The following is a 15,218-nucleotide window of genomic DNA, read 5'->3' as shown; positions in this document are numbered from 1 at the left end:
CGCCACCGGGTTAGGCGCTGGGCGGCCCGGTGGGGGAAACTGGGAGCATGACCCCATCGCCCTCCGCCACGTGGCGCGACCTCGATGCGTCCCTCGAGCGGGCTGGTTTCTACCCCCGACTCGTGGCCGACGTGGTGCACGATGCCCTCGACGGGCGTGAACCCCTGTCCCACGTCGCGCATCTCGAGACCCACTTCGAACGGACCGAGGTGCACCGGCACATCACGGTGCTCGTGCTGACCGAGGACATGCTGGTCATCACGCACGTGGACGACCAGCAGCTCGACGACGCCGGCGAACAGGTCACGGCGCAGATCTCCACGGAGTCGGTGCCCGTCAGCCAGATCCGCTCGGTGGTCCTGAGCTACCTCTACGCGCAGCCCCAGGACTACAAACCCAGCGACCAGACGCGCGAGGTGACCCTCGCCATCGCCTGGTCGGGCGCCCAGCGGCTCGACATCGGTCCGGCGAGCTGCGGGGACCCCCAGTGCGACGCCGACCACGGCTTCACGGGGACGGTGGCCCAGGAGGACATCGTGCTGCGCGTCAGCGCCGAGGCGGACGGCGCGCAGGCGGTCCAGAACGCGAAGGCGTTCGCCCGCGCCCTGCGCAAGGTCAACACGGCGAGCCCCGTGGGTGGCGGGTACTTCGCCGGCCCGGACGTGGCGCCGCGTCGCCAGCCGGGCTTCGCAGGCCGGTTCACGCGGGCCCACCACCAGCGGTAGCGGCCGATGCCCCGACAGCACAGGGAGCCCCTCCCGGCTCCGCCCGCCTACGGCGTGTCCACAGTCTCCGAGGTGATGACGAGTGCGGCCGCCGCGCTCGGCGTCGACGGCTTCACCAACGCCCTCGCCCTGCCTGCCGCGCGCCGGATCGCGGTGGTCATGGTCGACGGACTCGGGATGACCCTGCTGCGCAGATATGCCGCGCACGCCCCGTTCCTCCGCGAGGGCCTCGGGACTGCGAGGACCCTGTCCTCCGCGTTCCCCTCGACCACCGCGGCGTCCCTCGCCGGCCTCGGTACGGGCCTCGCCCCGGGCCAGCACGGCATGGTCGGCTACGACGTCCTGGACCCCGACCAGGGCAGGGTGGTGAATATGCTGGGCCGCTGGGATCCCGGTGTCGATCCGCAGGCCTGGCAACCGCACCGCACCGTCTTCGAGCGCGTCGCCGAACACCTCCCGATGGTGACGGTGAGCCAGCCCCGCTTCGCCGACTCGCCCATGACGCGCGCGGCGCTGCGCGGGGGGCGTTTCGTCGGGGAGAACACGATCCACGCGCGCATCGATGCGGCCGCGACGGAGCTCGCCGCCGCCCCTCGGGCGCTCGTCTACTTCTACGTCAACGACCTCGACAAGGCCGGCCATCGGTACGGGGTCGACTCGCCGCAGTGGATCACCGCGCTCGAGGACCTCGACGCCGCCCTGAAGCTGCTCGCACGCCGCGTCCCGTCGGACACGCTGCTGCTGCTGACCGCCGACCACGGGATGGTGGATGTCGCGCGCTCGCAGCGGATCGACTACTCCGAGCGCCCGGACCTGCTCGACGGCGTCGCCCATACGGGTGGGGAGGCGCGGATGCTGCACCTGTACCTCGAGCCGGCACTCGGCGCTCCTGAGCGTGAACTCCTCGCGGAGCGCTGGCAGGAGGCGTTCGGCAACCGGGCCTGGATCATGACCCGCCAGGAAGCGGTGGCGCACGGGTACTTCGGCACGGTGAGCGACGTCGTCCTGCCGAGGATCGGGGACCTGCTCGTGCTCGCACGGGAGGGGATCGCCCTCGTGGACGGGCGGCGGTCGCAGCCCGCGGCGTTCGAGATGGTGGGCCAGCACGGCTCGCTCACCAGGGCGGAGCGCGAGATCCCGCTCCTGACCCTCGCAGCACCGGTGGGCGACGGGCGCCGTGGGCGGACGACGGGCACGGGGCATGGCTGAGCTGCTGTTCTTCTCGGGCACCATGGACTGCGGGAAATCGACCCTCGCACTGCAGATGGACCACAACCACAAGGCCCGCGGCCGGCGCGGAGTGCTGTTCAGCTCCCACGACCGTGCGGGGGAGTCGATGATCTCGAGCCGGCTCGGCCTGCAGGTACCCGCCGTCGAGGTCTTCCCGGACACGGACTTCTGGGCGGATCTGACCGCGCGCCAGACCATGGGTGCGCGCATCGACTACGTGATCTGCGACGAGGCGCAGTTCTACTCCATCGAGCAGATCGACCAGCTCGCGCGCGTCGTCGACGAGATGGGCATCGACGTCTTCGGCTTCGGCATCACCTCGGACTTCCGGACCCGCCTCTTCCCGGGGTCGCAGCGGCTCATCGAGCTGGCGGACCGCGTGCAGGTCCTGCAGGTCGAGGCCCTGTGCTGGTGCGGGAAGCGGGCCACGCACAACGCCCGCACCCTCGACGGCGTCATGGTCGTCGAGGGGGACCAGATGGTCGTGGGGGACGTGGACCAGTCCGACGGCGCCGGTCCCGTCCCGCAGCCCACCGATGCGGCCGGGCCGGCATCCGGTGCAGGGGAGGACGTGTCCGGCGGACCGGCGTCCACGACGGGACCTGCGCCCCGTGGAGCGACCGTCGGCTACGAGACGCTGTGCCGGCGGCACCACATGCGACAGCAGACCTCACGCACGTCGCCCTCGCTGTACGTCAACCAGGTGCCCCTGCCGTTCGAGCAGGGCCCGACGGCGGGACCGGATGCGGGCAAGGACCGGACGCTCTCCGGCCAGGCATCGGTGCAGGCCTGACCCGACGCCGTGCAGTGCTCGTCCGGGCGGATCCGCCCGTCGTGCGTGCAGAGGCGGTGTCCGGCTGGTGCTAGTCGCCCTTGCGGCCGAACACGATGTCGTCCCAGCTCGGGACACTCGACCGCTTCGGCTTGGCCTTCCGCTCGGGTGCGGGCCCGGTGCCGTCCGCTGCGTCCTTCTGGCTGTTCCTCCCGGCCTCCCGACCCGCCTGCTGACCCGGGTCCTGGGCGCTTTGAGCGGGGCGCGCCGAGGCGTCGTCGGACGGGGGTTTCGGGGGAGCGAGCGGCTGCAGCCGGCGCGAGGGCTGCGCGAAGATGCTGATCTCGCGTGTCTCGGTACTGACCCCGTCGTAGAGGCGCGGCGTCCCGTCCTCGTGATACGCCGTCGCGTCGTCGGACTCGTCCAGGCCGTCCCCTCCGGCCCTCGGCGCGAGTGACAGACCGGGGATCAGGGTGTCGCGTTCCTGCGCGGGGTCCTCGGACGGGTCGTCGACGGGACCGTCGGGCGCCTCACCGTCGCGCGGGTGTGCTGCGGGGATGCTGCCGCGGGTGAGGAGTTCGGCGAGGGCGTCGTCGCCGTCCTCGTCCGCGCCGAGGCGCTGGCCCCGGCGCGAGCGCAGCACGTCGAGCAGGCCGTCCTGGTCCGTCTCTACCGACCCCGGTGCTTCCTCCTCCTTCTCCGCCTCGAAGTCGAACACGCGATCGGCGACGGCGCTCAGGCGGCGCGAGGGCAGGGGACCGTCGAGCGGCTCGAGCTCACTGAGCACCTGCGCCCACCGGTTGCCGTTCGCCACGGTCTTCCGCGTCGGGTTGTACGTCCAGTGCGCCGGGGGCTGCTCGCCGAGATCGACCGCGAAGTCCTCGGGCAGGTCGAAGGAGGCCTCGACGTGCCAGGAGCCGTCCTGCAGGCGCCAGGAATCCCATTCGAGAGACCCCGGATCGATCCCGTAGCTCTGGACGCGGTAGGACACCATGTCACCGAGCAGCGCGGGAGCATCGCCGAAGGCGGAGCGGTAGCCGTCGTGGCTGGGGAGGGGCGAGGCCACCTCCACGCGCTGGGCGAGGTAGGCGACGTAGTCCCGCTCGGCACGCACGGGGCCTTCGTAGCGTCGGACGTGCGCCAGGTCGAGATCGGACTCGGCGACGACCTGCTCCGCCGTCGCCCCGGCGCGGATCCGTGCCTGGATGTCACGGGGCGTGAGATGCACGGGCGCCTTGGCCGCCTTCTGGCGTGGGGGCTGCCGGAGGTCCTGCGCCGGGGCGGAGGCCGGCGTGGCCGTCTCCTCCGACCCACCCGTGCTCGCAGTGCGCAGTGCGTCGTCGATGGGCAGTCTGAAGGACGTACCCGTCTCACCGCTCAGAAGCAGATGTCCGCCATCCTCATGGACACCCACCAGGCGTAACTCCTGCATCAATTCCTCCAGCCGAGAATAATCACTAGGTGAAACTTTGCCATTGAATGGCGGCCATTCCTACTACGCGGTAAGGCGTGGCGGGGCGCACGGCGATGAACGGGCACAAATCCGGGGGTCCCGGCGTTGTGGCTGCCGAGGGGACACAGCCGGGGAAGGACCCGACCGATGGAGCGTGGGAGAACAGGTATGCCGATGGATGACGAGACGCCGCGCACGACGACGGCGAACGACGGCGGGACCGGGGGCGCGGGTGCCGTAGCACAGCTGCTCGTCGCCCACACGGGAGACCGGCGAGGAGTGGGTGAGGTGCTGATCGACGAGGACGAGCTGGCGGCCGCCGACGCCTTCGACCTGCCGGGTGCGGATCTCTCGAGCGAGGAGATCTCGGTCCAGATCCTCGCGGCCCAGGCCGACGAGTTCACCTGTGCCTCGTGCTTCCTGGTGCGCCACCGGTCGCAGATCGCCGCCGACCGCGGAGGCCGGCTGTACTGCGTGGACTGCGAGGGCTGACCGGGGACGTGGCGTCAGCCCTCGAGGGCGGCCACCAGGCGCTCCGGTGTGCGCGAGGAGGCGAGCCAGTAGGGCGTCCGGTCCTCAGGATCGACGACCTCCACCCTGACCACCGGTGAGATCCACCCGCGGATGCACAGATAGGCGAGCCCGTTCAGGCCACGGCCGCGCTGGTACGTGGCGTCGTCGCCCGTGAACCATTCCGCGGTCCCGAGGTACCGGCGTTCGATCGTGGCCCGCCCCACCGTCAGCGTGGTCGGGGTGACCGTGATACGTGGGGTGGACGTGAAGAGCAGGGTGAAGACGATGACGGCGACGACGGCGGCCGCCCCGAACCCGACCTCCATCGAGATCGGCGCGAACATGACGATCGTGGCCGACGAGAATCCCGCCGCGATGAGCCAGATCCACGGCGACGGCCAGAGCCGCTCCTCGTACAGGACTGCCTGGTCTGGTGTGTTGCGGGGGGCTTCCCCTGGCGCGCTGGACATGACACCAGCATTCCACTTCTGGGCGGCGACCTCATCCCGACGGTCGGTGAGGCGTGCGGCCCCACTCCCGGGCCATGCCGAGGACTGTCAGGTGGGGCTCCGGCAAAGGCGCTACAGTGGGGTGCTGGTCACCGGGAGAGGTGCTCGACGGAGCCGCGCACGCACCTTCACCTCCGTGCCGGCCGCGTCCTCGCCAGCCGGCCCGCCAGCACAGGTTCATCAAGTACATCAAGGGGTACACCGATGAGTACGCAGCAGGGCCTTCCGGTCCGCATCCGGTTGCTCGACGACGGCCTCGAGCCACCGTCGTACGCCACCGAGGGGGATGCCGGAGCGGACCTCAGGACCGCCGTCGACGTCGTCATCGCCCCCGGCGAGCGTGTGCTCGTCCCGACGGGAGTCGCGATCGCGCTCCCCGACGGCTATGCCGGGCTGGTCCATCCCCGGTCGGGGCTGGCCGTCCGCCACGGCCTCACGATCGTCAATGCGCCGGGGACCATCGACGCGGGCTACCGTGGCGAGATCAAGGTCTGCCTCCTCAACACGGACCGGACCGAGTCCGTGCGCCTCACCCGCGGCGACCGGATCGCGCAGCTGGTCATCCAGCGCGTGGAGCGGGCGGTGTTCGAGATCGTGGACGAGCTCCCGGGCAGCGTGCGTGGAACCGGTGGCTTCGGCTCGACCGGTGGCTTCGGCACCATCGACGCGGAACCCGCCGTCCGTCCCGCGGTCGGCTGACCGGGCGGCTGACCGGGCGCGGAGCACGCGCCCCCGGGACCCGGGCGGGGACGCCCGGCAGCAGCGATCATCACGTGCAGCCACAGATACCGACAGATACCGACAGATTTCTCCGACACACAGACCATGGCATCAGGAAAGGGACCCGGAATGGCTTTTGGGCGCCTCAGGAAGAAGAAGCAGGACGACGCGGCCGGCGAAGCTGCGGGGACGACGGGCGACGCCGTGCCGGCGACGCCGCAGGACAGCGCCCCGGGGACGACCGCAGCTGCCGGGTCCGACGACGCGGCAGGTCTCCCCTCCTCGGACGAGGAGTCGACGAACGGGTCGCCGGCACGGGGCGACGGCGTGGCCGGTGATGCCCCAGCGCCTGCCGCTCCCACCGCATCTGCCGTCCCCGCCGCGCACGTCTCCAGCGCGGACTACGACCGGACCGCTCTCGGGCCGTTCGACGTCTCCGAGCAGAACACCGACAGCGGCTACATCGATCTCGGCGCCTTGAGGATCAAGGCCGCCGAAGGACTGCAGCTGCGCCTCGAGGTCGAGGAACGCAGCAAGCGCGTCATCGCCGTGACCCTGGACCTCGGTGGTTCGACCCTGCAGCTGCAGGCTTTCGCGGCGCCGAAGACCGAGGGCCTGTGGGACGAGATCCGCGAGCAGATCGGCGTCTCGGTCGGGTCCCAGGGCGGAACGGTCGAGGAGCGCCCGGGACGGCTGGGCACCGAACTCCTGGCCAGGCTGCCCGCGCAGCTGCCCGACGGTCAGGCCGGCTACCGCGTGGCGCGCTTCGCGGGCATCAACGGACCGCGGTGGTTCCTGCGGGGTGTCTTCGGGGGACCGGCGGCGCTGGAGCAGAATGCGGCCGCCCCGATCGAGAGCCTCTTCCGCGACGTGGTCGTGGTGCGTGGTGACCATCCGCTGCCGCCACGTGAACTGCTGCAGCTCAAGCTGCCGAAGGACGCCGCCGCAGCACCGGCTCCCGTTCCCGAGTCCCGGCGGCCGGACCTCAATCCGCTCGAGCGCGGCCCCGAGATCACCGAGACCCGCTAGCCCCGGTGCCCGCCACGACCTCACTTCCCGGGCCCGCCGATCCCCCCGGGCCCGCGGATCGGTCGGCGCACGGCACGTTCCACCACGCTCAGCGCCCGGGCCCCGCGGCGGTCTCCCCGGCGCCGTCGTCGTCCGCCCTGCCGACGCGGGGCAGGATCAAGGCGCACGGGGTGATCGAGAGGATCACGATCGCTCCGGTGACGGCGTCTCCGTCGTTCCGGGCGCTCGCCCGCATCGAGTGGAACGGAGCCCGGGAGTCGGTGCTGATCGTGTGGATGGGCCAGCGCCGCGTGCCGGGCGTCGAGGCAGGCGTGACGCTGCGGTTCGAGGGCATGCTGAGCCGCGTCGCCGGCACGCCCACGGTCTACAACCCCCGCTACGAGATCTTCGGGCGTCCCGAGGAGTACTGAGGAGTACGAATGAGTGTCCACGCATGAGCACCCCGGAGCAGTCCCCGGAGCAGTCCCCGGAGCACGGTCCCGAGCAGCATCCGGAGCACAGCCCGCAGCAGCGTCCGGAGGGCACCGCAGCTGGGGCCGATCAGCGCCCGGCAGGCCCGACGGCGGCGGACCTGGCGACGCAGTACGCCGCGACGTCGGGCGTGCGCCGGAGCGACGACGGGCAGATCGATGTCCTCTCCTCGATCGGCGGGGTGCAGGGACTTGCCGAGAGCATCGCGCCCGGGCTCGTGTTCACGCTCGTCTTCACGTTCGCGCGGGACCTCATGGTGTCCCTCGTCGCCGCCCTCGCGGTCGCCGCGGTCTTCACCGTGGTCCGCCTGGTGTCGAGGAAGCCCGTCACGCAGGCCCTCGCCGGCCTGGTCGGTGTCGCGTTCTGCGCCTTCGTGGCGCTGAGGACGGGGAACGCCGAGGACTTCTTCCTCCCGGGGTTCTTCATCAACGGCGCCTACATCGTGGCGATGGCCGCGTCCGTGCTGTTCCGCTGGCCCTTCGCCGGGCTCCTCTTCGGATTCATCCGCAACGAGGGCATCGAGTGGCGGAAGGATCCGCTGCGCGTCCGCGCCTACTCCCTCGCCACGTGGATCATCGTCGCGGTCCTCGCCCTGCGCCTCGTGGTGCAGGTCCCCCTCTACCTCGTCGAGAACGTCGCCGCCCTCGGCTCGACGCGCGTGGCCATGGGGCTGCCGCTCTACGCCCTCGGCCTGTGGCTCGCGTGGGTCGTCTCGCGTCCCGCGTCCGCCACGCCTGCTGCGGCGGACGCCTCCGAGCCGGGACCCACGCCGGACCCTGCGGGGCCCGGGCGTAGCTAGCGCTCCTCCTCCGGGTCGTCGTCGCTCCGCGCCGAGAGCGCGATCCTCAGTTCGTCCTCCGCCGCGATCGCCGCGAGGAAGAACATTTCGTCGCCGCCCTCGACGACGTCGTCGGGGCTCGGCGTGATGGGGGAGTCGTCGCGCAGGACGGCCACCACCGCGCATTCCGCGGGCAGGCTGATGCTGCCGATCGTCCCGCCGACCAGCGGCGAGTCCTGGGGGACCGTGAACTCGACGATCGAGGACATGCCGGTCTGCAGGGTCAGCAGGCGCACGAGGTCGCCGATCTCCACGGCTTCCTCCACGAGAGCCGTCATGAGGCGGGGCGTGTTGACGGCCACGTCGACGCCCCACGAGTCGTCGAACATCCAGTCGTTCTTGGGGTTGTTGACCCGGCCGACGGTCCGGCCCACGCCGAACTCGCTCTTGGCGAGCAGTGAGACCACGAGGTTCACCTTGTCGTCGCCGGTCGCGGAGACGACGACGTCGGCCTCGTCCAGCCGCGCGTCCTTCAGGGTGGTGAGCTCGCAGGCGTCGCCGATCAGCCACTTGGCCCCCTTCAGCCCGCTCCGCCCGATCACCTCGGGCTTCTCGTCGATCAGGAGGATCTCGTGCTTGTTGCCGAGCAGTTCCCGGGCGATGGAGGAGCCGACGCTCCCCGCCCCGGCGATGACGACCCTCATGACTCCTCCTTCGGTGCGGCCGCGAGGATCCGTCCGATCTCGTCCGTCGCGGTCGTCTTCATCATGGCGTGCAGGATGTCGCCCTGCTGGTAGCTCGTCTCCGGTGTCGGCAGGATGCCCTCGCCGAAGCGCGTGATGTACGCGATGCGCACACCGCTCGCGATCTCGATGCCGCGCAGGGGCCGCCCGAGCCAGGCGTCGCTCAGGGCCAGTTCGGCGAGGATCAGGCGCCCGGACGTCTCGCGGAAGTCGCCGTTGATGGTCTGCTCCGGGAGGATCCGCCGGAGTACCTGGTCCGCGCTCCAGCGGACGGCCGCCACGGTGGGGATCCCGAGGCGCTGGTAGATCTCCGCGCGGCCGGGATCGTAGATGCGGGCGACGACGTGGGGGACGTGGAAGGTCTCGCGGGCCACGCGCGTGGCGAGGATGTTCGAGTTGTCGCCGCTCGAGACCGCGGCGAAGGCATAGGCGTCGTCGATCTCGGCGTACTTCAGGGTGTCCCGGTCGAAGCCGACCCCGGTGACCTTGCGGCCGCCGAAGGAGGAGCGGAGGCGGCGGAACGCACGGTCGTCCTGGTCGATGATGGCCACCGAGTGCCCGGATTCGTCGAGCGTGTGGGCGAGGCTGACACCCACTCTGCCGCACCCCATGATCACAAAATGAGCCACCGAGGGCACCCCTGATTCCTGGTCTGTTCGTCGTGGAGATCCTGCTGATCCGTGCTGTACCAGCCCCAAGCCTAGTGGCTGCCCACCCGCGCGGACGCGCTAGTCTGAGGGCTGTGCTGACTTTTCTCGAGGCCGTCAAGCGGGTGCTGGTGGGTAAGCCGTTCGCCAGCGACAGGCTGAGGAACCGAAGCCTCCCCAAGCGCCTCGCCATGCCCGTCTTCTCCGCGAGCGCCCTCTCCTCCGTGGCCTACGCGCCGGACGAGATCCTGTTGACGCTCGCCCTGGCCGGGGTCGCCTCGGTCGCCATCTCACCCTGGGTCGGACTCGCCGTGATCGCGGTCCTCCTCGTCGTCGTCGCGTCCTACCGGCAGGCCGTGCACGCCTACCCCTCCGGTGGCGGCGACTACGAGATCGCGAAGCGGAACATCGGTCCCCGCGCGGGCACCACGGTGGCCTCCGCGCTCATGATCGACTACCTGCTGACCGTCGCTGTTTCGGTGTCGGCGGCCGCGCAGTACGTCGTGTCCCTCGCCCCGGCGCTGGAGGGCGCCCGGACCACGCTCGCCGTCCTCGGCGTCGCGGTCCTCGTCCTGCTCAACCTGCGGGGCATCACGCGCGGCGTCCGCGCCCGGGCCGTGCTGACCTACGCGTTCCTCGCCGGGATCGCCGCACTCTGCGTCACCGGCATCGTCCAGGCCGCGACGGGTACCCTGGCGCAGGCTCCGAGCGCCCGCTTCGAGATCGTCCCGGATGCGGCCCTCGACGCCGGCCTGGTCGGGCTCGCCGGGGCCCTGCTGATCCTCCGCGCGTTCTCCGCGGGCGCCGCCGCCCTGACCGGGCTCGAGGGCCCGGGCTCCAATGTGCCGCGCTTCGAGGCGCCGCAGGCTCGCAACGCCGCGACGACGCTCGTCGTCCTCGGGATCGTGTCGGCCGCGATGCTCGCCGGTGTCATCTACCTCGCCAATGCGGCGCGCGTCCACGTGGTCCAGGACCCGTCCCGGCAACTGCTGCTCGACGGCGGGCCCGTCCCCGAGGACTACATCCAGGCGCCGGTGGTGAGCCAGCTCGCGCGCACCGTCTTCGACGCCGGTTCGCCCGCCTTCTACCTCGTGGTCGCGGCGACGGCGCTGATCCTGATGCTCGCGGGTCATGCGGCCTTCAACGCCTTCCCCGTCCTCGCGTCGATCCTGGCCACGGACGGGTACCTCCCGCGGCAGCTCCGCACGCGCGGTGACCGGCTGACCTTCAGCAACGGGATCCTCGCGCTCGGCCTCGGCGCCGTGGTGCTCATCCTCGTGTTCCGCGCCGACGTCACGGCCCTGGTGCAGCTGTACATCGTCGGGGTGTTCGTCTCCTTCACGGGCGGCCAGCTCGGACTCATCCGCCACTGGAACAGGACATTGCGGAGCACCGTCGGGGCGCAGAACCGCTGGGCCATCCACAAGTCCCGGGCCATCAACAGCCTGGGCTTCGCGCTCACCGCGGCGGTGCTCGTCGTGGTCCTCGTGACCAAGTTCGAGTACGGGGCCTGGATCGCCGTGCTCGCGATGGCCATCCTCTTCGCGGTGATGCGCAGCATCAAGAAGCACTACGACGCCGTGGCCGCCGAACTCGCGATCGACGACGCCGTCCGGCTGCGTGCGCTCCCGTCACGCGTCCACGCGGTGATCCTGGTCTCCCATCTACGGAAACCCGTCCTGCGCGCTCTGGCTTTCGCGCGGGCGTCGCGACCCTCCCGCCTGGACGCGGTCACGGTCGATGTCGACCCCGAGCAGACCCGGCGGACCCTCGCGGACTGGGAGAAGTACGAGATCCCGGTCCCGATCACGGTCCTGGCCTCGCCCTACCGCGACACCATCACACCGATCCTCGACTACATCAGGACCATGCGCCGCGACTCCCCGCGCGACCTGATCGTGGTCTACATCCCGGAGTACGTCGTGGGAAAGTGGTGGGAGCAACTGGTCCACAACCAGACCGCCCTGCGGATCAAGGCGCGCCTGCACTTCGTGCCCGGCGTGATGGTCGCCAGCGTGCCCTGGCAGCTGGCGTCCTCCGACGCGGCGCAGATCTACCAGGACCTCAAGTAGGAAGACACCATGACCGACGCAGTACCAGCCGCCGCCGCCCCGTCGACGGGGGAGCAGGCCGGTCCGCCCACCGCGGAGCTGACCATCGGACGCCCCGCGCACGGCGGGCACTTCGTCGCACGGCACGAGGGCCGCGTGGTCTTCGTCCGGCACGCGCTGCCCGGTGAGCGCGTGCGGGTCCGCTTCACCGACACGTCCGACGACGCCAGCTTCTGGCGGGCCGACGTCGTCGAGGTCCTCAAGGCCTCGCCCCATCGCGTGGACCATGTGTGGCCCGTCGCGGATGCCCTGCGCGCCGCCGCCCGCGGGCGCTCGGCGGTGGGCGGCGCGGAATTCGGACACATCGACCTGGCGGAGCAGCGGCGGCTCAAGGCCGCCGTCGTCGAGGAGCAGCTCTCGCGGCTCGCGGGGACCGACCGCGCCGTCGTCGTGGAGCCGGCGCCCGGGGAGTCGGAGGACGGCCTGGGCTGGCGGACGCGTGCGGCCTTCGCGGTCGACGCCGCGGGCCGGCTCGCGATGCATCTCCACCGCTCGCACGAGGTCCTGCCCGTCCAGGAGATGCCCCTCGCCGTCGGGCCGGTCAACGCGCTGCGCCTGTGGACCCTCGATCTCAGCGGGATCGAGCGCGTCGATGTCGCCGTCCCCTCCGGCGGAGGGGACCCACTGGTGCTGCTCGTCCCCGCAGCGGGCACCACACCGAAGCGCGTCGGCACCGTGGCCGCATCGATCGACGGCGCGTCCGTCGGGGTCCTCGATCCGGGATCCGGCCAGGTGGAACGGCTGAAGGGCCGCACCTGGCTGCAGGAATCGGTGCTCGGTACCGACTACCGGGTCACCGGTGCCGGGTTCTGGCAGATCCACCGCGGTGCGCCGGAAGCCCTCGTGTCGGCGGTGCTGGACGGACTCGTCCCCTCGCCCGGCGAGCGCGTCGCCGACCTCTATGCGGGCGCCGGCCTCTTCACCGTCCCGATGGCGCGCGCCGTCGGACCGGACGGTGCGGTCCTCTCGGTCGAAGGATCGGCGGGCACCAGCAGGGACGCGCGCCGCAACCTCCACGGACAGGGCCACGTGTCGATCGTCCAGGGCAGGGTCGACGCCGTCCTCGGACGCTGGACGGACCGGCTCGACATCGTCCTGCTCGACCCGCCGCGTGCGGGTGCGGGGAAGAAGGTGGTGCGGCAGATCGCCGCCGCCCGTCCGCGGGCCGTCGGGTACGTCTCGTGCGACCCCGCGTCCTTCGCGCGCGACCTCGGCTACTTCCACGCGGCAGGCTGGACGCTGGACAGCCTGCGCGTCGTCGACCTGTACCCGCACACCCACCACCTGGAGTCCTTCGCCCGTCTGCTGCCGCCTGCCGCCTGACGGTTCGGAAGGGACGCAAGCCCCGCGGGTGCCGCGCCGTCAATGGCACCCCTGGGGAAGCCCGAACGTTAGGGTTAAGGTCAATCACGGGTGGTCGACCGCCCGTGCCGAACGAAGCGAGGAGGCGCCGATGGGACTCTTGGAGACGATCAACGGCCCGCAGGACCTGAGCAAACTGACCGCCGTGCAGCTGACGGCCCTGGCGAAGGAGATCCGCAGCTTCCTGGTCAGCACCGTGTCCCGCACCGGGGGACACCTCGGTCCCAACCTCGGCGTCGTCGAGCTGACGCTCGGTATCCACCGCGTCTTCGACTCGCCGCGCGACAGCATCATCTTCGACACCGGCCACCAGTCCTACGTGCACAAGCTCGTAACCGGGCGTCAGGACTTCAGCACCCTCCGCCAGCAGGGCGGCCTCTCCGGGTACCCCTCCCGCGCGGAGTCGGTGCACGACGTCGTCGAGAGCTCCCACGCCTCCTCCTCCCTCTCTTGGGCCGACGGCATCTCGCGCGCCCGCGCCCTCAACGGCGAAGGTGATCGCTACACCGTCGTGCTCGTCGGCGACGGCGCGCTCACCGGTGGCATGGCGTGGGAGGCCCTCAACAACATCGCCGCCGACAAGCGCCGGCGCGTGGTCATCGTGGTGAACGACAACGGCCGGTCCTACGCGCCCACCATCGGCGGAGTCGCCGACTATCTCGCCTCGCTGCGTCCCACGCTCGATTCCGTCCGCACCCACCGCGTCTACGAGCGCACGCTCGACTGGGTCAAGCTCCGCATGCAGAACGGGGGACCGGTCGGGGAGTTCAGCTACAAGAGCCTCCACGCCATGAAGAAGGGCATCAAGGACTGGTGGGCGCCCCAGGGCCTGTTCGAGGACCTCGGGATGAAGTACGTGGGCCCGGTGGACGGTCATGACCAGTCAGCCGTCGAGCAGGCGCTGCACCTCGCCAAGAACTACGAGGGGCCCGTGATCGTCCATGCGATCACCGAGAAGGGTCACGGCTACGCTCCTGCCCGCGCCCACGAGGCCGACCAGTTCCACGCCGTCGGCATCATCGACCCGGAGACGGGCGAACCCGTCGACGCCGCGGGCCAGCAGTCGTGGACCTCGGTGTTCGCGAACGAGATCGCGGACATCGCGGACGAGCGTCCGGACATCGTCGGCATTACCGGCGCCATGCTCATCCCCGTCGGCCTGCACCGCTTCGCCGCGCGGTACCCGAACCGCGTGTTCGACGTCGGCATCGCCGAGCAGCACGCCCTCACCAGTGCGGCCGGCATGGCCTTCGGCGGGCTCCACCCCGTCATCGCGCTCTACGCGACGTTCCTCAACCGGGCGTTCGATCAGCTGCTGATGGACGTGGCCCTCCACAGGGCCGGTGTCACCGTCGTCCTCGACCGCTCCGGCGTCACCGGGCCCGACGGCGCCAGCCACCACGGCATGTGGGACCTCGCCCTGCTGCAGGCCGTGCCCGGCCTGCACCTCGCCGCTCCGCGGGATGCCTCCCGCCTCCGTGAGGAGCTGCGCGAGGCCGTCGCGATCTCCGACGCGCCCAGCGTGGTCCGCTACTCCAAGGGGTCGGTCGGTGCCGAGGTCGAGGCGGTCGAGCGACTCGACGACGGCGTGGACGTGCTCTCGCGCCGGCCCGCGGGCTCACGCCACAACGACGTCCTGATCGTGAGCGTCGGGGCCATGAGCGAGCTCGCGCTCGACGTGTCGAACCGGCTCGGAGCCCAGGGCATCAGTTCCACCGTCATCGACCCGCGCTGGCTGCTGCCCGTCCGACGGTCGGTCATCGACCTCGCTGCCGAGCACCGCATCGTCATCGTCATCGAGGACGGCGTCCGCGCAGGCGGCGTGGGGTCGCGCATCCGGCAGGAGATGCGCTCGGCCGGGGTCGACACCGCGCTGAACGAGGTGGGTCTCCCGGTCGAGTTCCTCGACCACGGCTCGCGCAACCAGGTGCTGGAGCGCGTGGGGCTGACCGCGCAGCAGATCACGCACGACGTCGTCGCGCAGGTCCTCGGCACGAAGGTGCCGGTCGCGCGCCCGCTGGCCGAGGACACGGCCCCGGCGACGGGTCAGTTCCCCCAGCGCTGAGCTCGTCGGGCTCCGCGGGCGCGGCGCGGCCCCGCGAGCACGTCCGGCCCGGCGCAACGGTCCTTCCGGGGGGTGGTGTGAGACAATGAC

At 71.2% G+C, this 15,218-nt stretch carries 15 protein-coding genes; 11 read left to right on the top strand and 4 right to left on the bottom strand.

The genetic code is table 11. The features are described 5' to 3' along the window. Window positions 1–47 precede the first annotated feature (47 nt). From ASF21_RS13345 to ASF21_RS13335, 3 genes are read left to right on the top strand one after another with little or no spacing between them, the layout of a single operon-like run. A complete protein-coding gene (locus tag ASF21_RS13345; RefSeq protein WP_157365917.1) occupies window positions 48–725 on the top strand; it encodes a DUF5998 family protein in 678 nt (225 codons plus the stop codon). Between the two features lie 54 nt (window positions 726–779). Further along, complete coding sequence (locus ASF21_RS13340; RefSeq protein ID WP_321166900.1) at window positions 780–1,934, top strand: alkaline phosphatase family protein; 1,155 nt, start codon at window positions 780–782, stop codon at window positions 1,932–1,934. Beyond that, window positions 1,927–2,748, top strand: coding sequence for a thymidine kinase (locus tag ASF21_RS13335; RefSeq protein WP_082471555.1), 822 nt, complete (start codon window positions 1,927–1,929; stop codon window positions 2,746–2,748). The genes ASF21_RS13340 and ASF21_RS13335 overlap by 8 nt, the downstream gene beginning before the upstream one ends. A gap of 70 nt (window positions 2,749–2,818) precedes the next feature. Here ASF21_RS13335 and sepH read toward each other — a convergent pair whose 3' ends face one another. Continuing rightward, window positions 2,819–4,141 (bottom strand): septation protein SepH, encoded by a 1,323-nt coding sequence (gene sepH / locus ASF21_RS13330; protein WP_321166899.1) that lies wholly within the window; start codon window positions 4,139–4,141, stop codon window positions 2,819–2,821. Window positions 4,142–4,348: 207 nt separating this feature from the next. Between sepH and ASF21_RS13325 the strand changes: the two genes are divergently transcribed. Then, on the top strand, window positions 4,349–4,672 hold the full coding sequence (locus ASF21_RS13325; RefSeq protein ID WP_055772154.1) for a DUF4193 family protein: 324 nt from the start codon (window positions 4,349–4,351) through the stop codon (window positions 4,670–4,672). Window positions 4,673–4,686: 14 nt separating this feature from the next. On the opposite strand, the gene ASF21_RS13320 is transcribed toward ASF21_RS13325, so the two are convergent. Next, complete coding sequence (locus tag ASF21_RS13320) at window positions 4,687–5,163, bottom strand: DUF3093 domain-containing protein (protein ID WP_055772152.1); 477 nt, start codon at window positions 5,161–5,163, stop codon at window positions 4,687–4,689. A 243-nt stretch (window positions 5,164–5,406) separates the two neighbouring features. Between ASF21_RS13320 and dut the strand changes: the two genes are divergently transcribed. From dut to ASF21_RS13300, 4 genes are all read left to right on the top strand, one after another. Next, window positions 5,407–5,901, top strand: coding sequence for a dUTP diphosphatase (dut, locus tag ASF21_RS13315; protein ID WP_055772150.1), 495 nt, complete (start codon window positions 5,407–5,409; stop codon window positions 5,899–5,901). Between the two features lie 150 nt (window positions 5,902–6,051). Then, a complete protein-coding gene (locus tag ASF21_RS13310; RefSeq protein WP_082471554.1) occupies window positions 6,052–6,951 on the top strand; it encodes a DUF3710 domain-containing protein in 900 nt (299 codons plus the stop codon). A gap of 170 nt (window positions 6,952–7,121) precedes the next feature. Continuing rightward, window positions 7,122–7,361 (top strand): hypothetical protein, encoded by a 240-nt coding sequence (locus ASF21_RS13305; RefSeq protein WP_235498976.1) that lies wholly within the window; start codon window positions 7,122–7,124, stop codon window positions 7,359–7,361. Window positions 7,362–7,384: 23 nt separating this feature from the next. Beyond that, window positions 7,385–8,221, top strand: coding sequence for a DUF3159 domain-containing protein (locus tag ASF21_RS13300; protein WP_055772148.1), 837 nt, complete (start codon window positions 7,385–7,387; stop codon window positions 8,219–8,221). Here the strand turns inward: ASF21_RS13300 and ASF21_RS13295 are convergent. Together ASF21_RS13295 and ASF21_RS13290 are read right to left on the bottom strand one after the other, a co-directional pair. Next, window positions 8,218–8,904, bottom strand: a complete 687-nt coding sequence (locus ASF21_RS13295; RefSeq protein ID WP_055772145.1) for a potassium channel family protein — start codon at window positions 8,902–8,904, stop codon at window positions 8,218–8,220. The genes ASF21_RS13300 and ASF21_RS13295 overlap by 4 nt on opposite strands. Further along, on the bottom strand, window positions 8,901–9,572 hold the full coding sequence (locus ASF21_RS13290) for a potassium channel family protein (RefSeq protein ID WP_055772364.1): 672 nt from the start codon (window positions 9,570–9,572) through the stop codon (window positions 8,901–8,903). The genes ASF21_RS13295 and ASF21_RS13290 overlap by 4 nt, the downstream gene beginning before the upstream one ends. 113 nt (window positions 9,573–9,685) lie before the next feature. On the opposite strand from ASF21_RS13290, the gene ASF21_RS13285 reads away from it, so the two are divergent. The 3 genes from ASF21_RS13285 (at window position 9,686) to dxs (ending at window position 15,128) form a co-directional block, all read left to right on the top strand. Beyond that, window positions 9,686–11,662: an APC family permease gene (locus ASF21_RS13285; protein WP_055772142.1), complete on the top strand. Its 1,977-nt coding sequence runs from the start codon at window positions 9,686–9,688 to the stop codon at window positions 11,660–11,662. 9 nt (window positions 11,663–11,671) lie between these two features. Continuing rightward, on the top strand, window positions 11,672–13,024 hold the full coding sequence (locus tag ASF21_RS13280; protein ID WP_055772140.1) for a class I SAM-dependent RNA methyltransferase: 1,353 nt from the start codon (window positions 11,672–11,674) through the stop codon (window positions 13,022–13,024). 130 nt (window positions 13,025–13,154) lie between these two features. Further along, complete coding sequence (gene dxs / locus ASF21_RS13275; RefSeq protein WP_055772137.1) at window positions 13,155–15,128, top strand: 1-deoxy-D-xylulose-5-phosphate synthase; 1,974 nt, start codon at window positions 13,155–13,157, stop codon at window positions 15,126–15,128. Window positions 15,129–15,218 lie beyond the last annotated feature (90 nt).

Source organism: Arthrobacter sp. Leaf234, from assembly GCF_001422665.1.
Lineage (GTDB): Bacteria > Actinomycetota > Actinomycetes > Actinomycetales > Micrococcaceae > Arthrobacter_D.
Note: the sequence above shows the minus strand (reverse complement) of the source record. Positions and strands in the feature narration are given on the sequence as shown.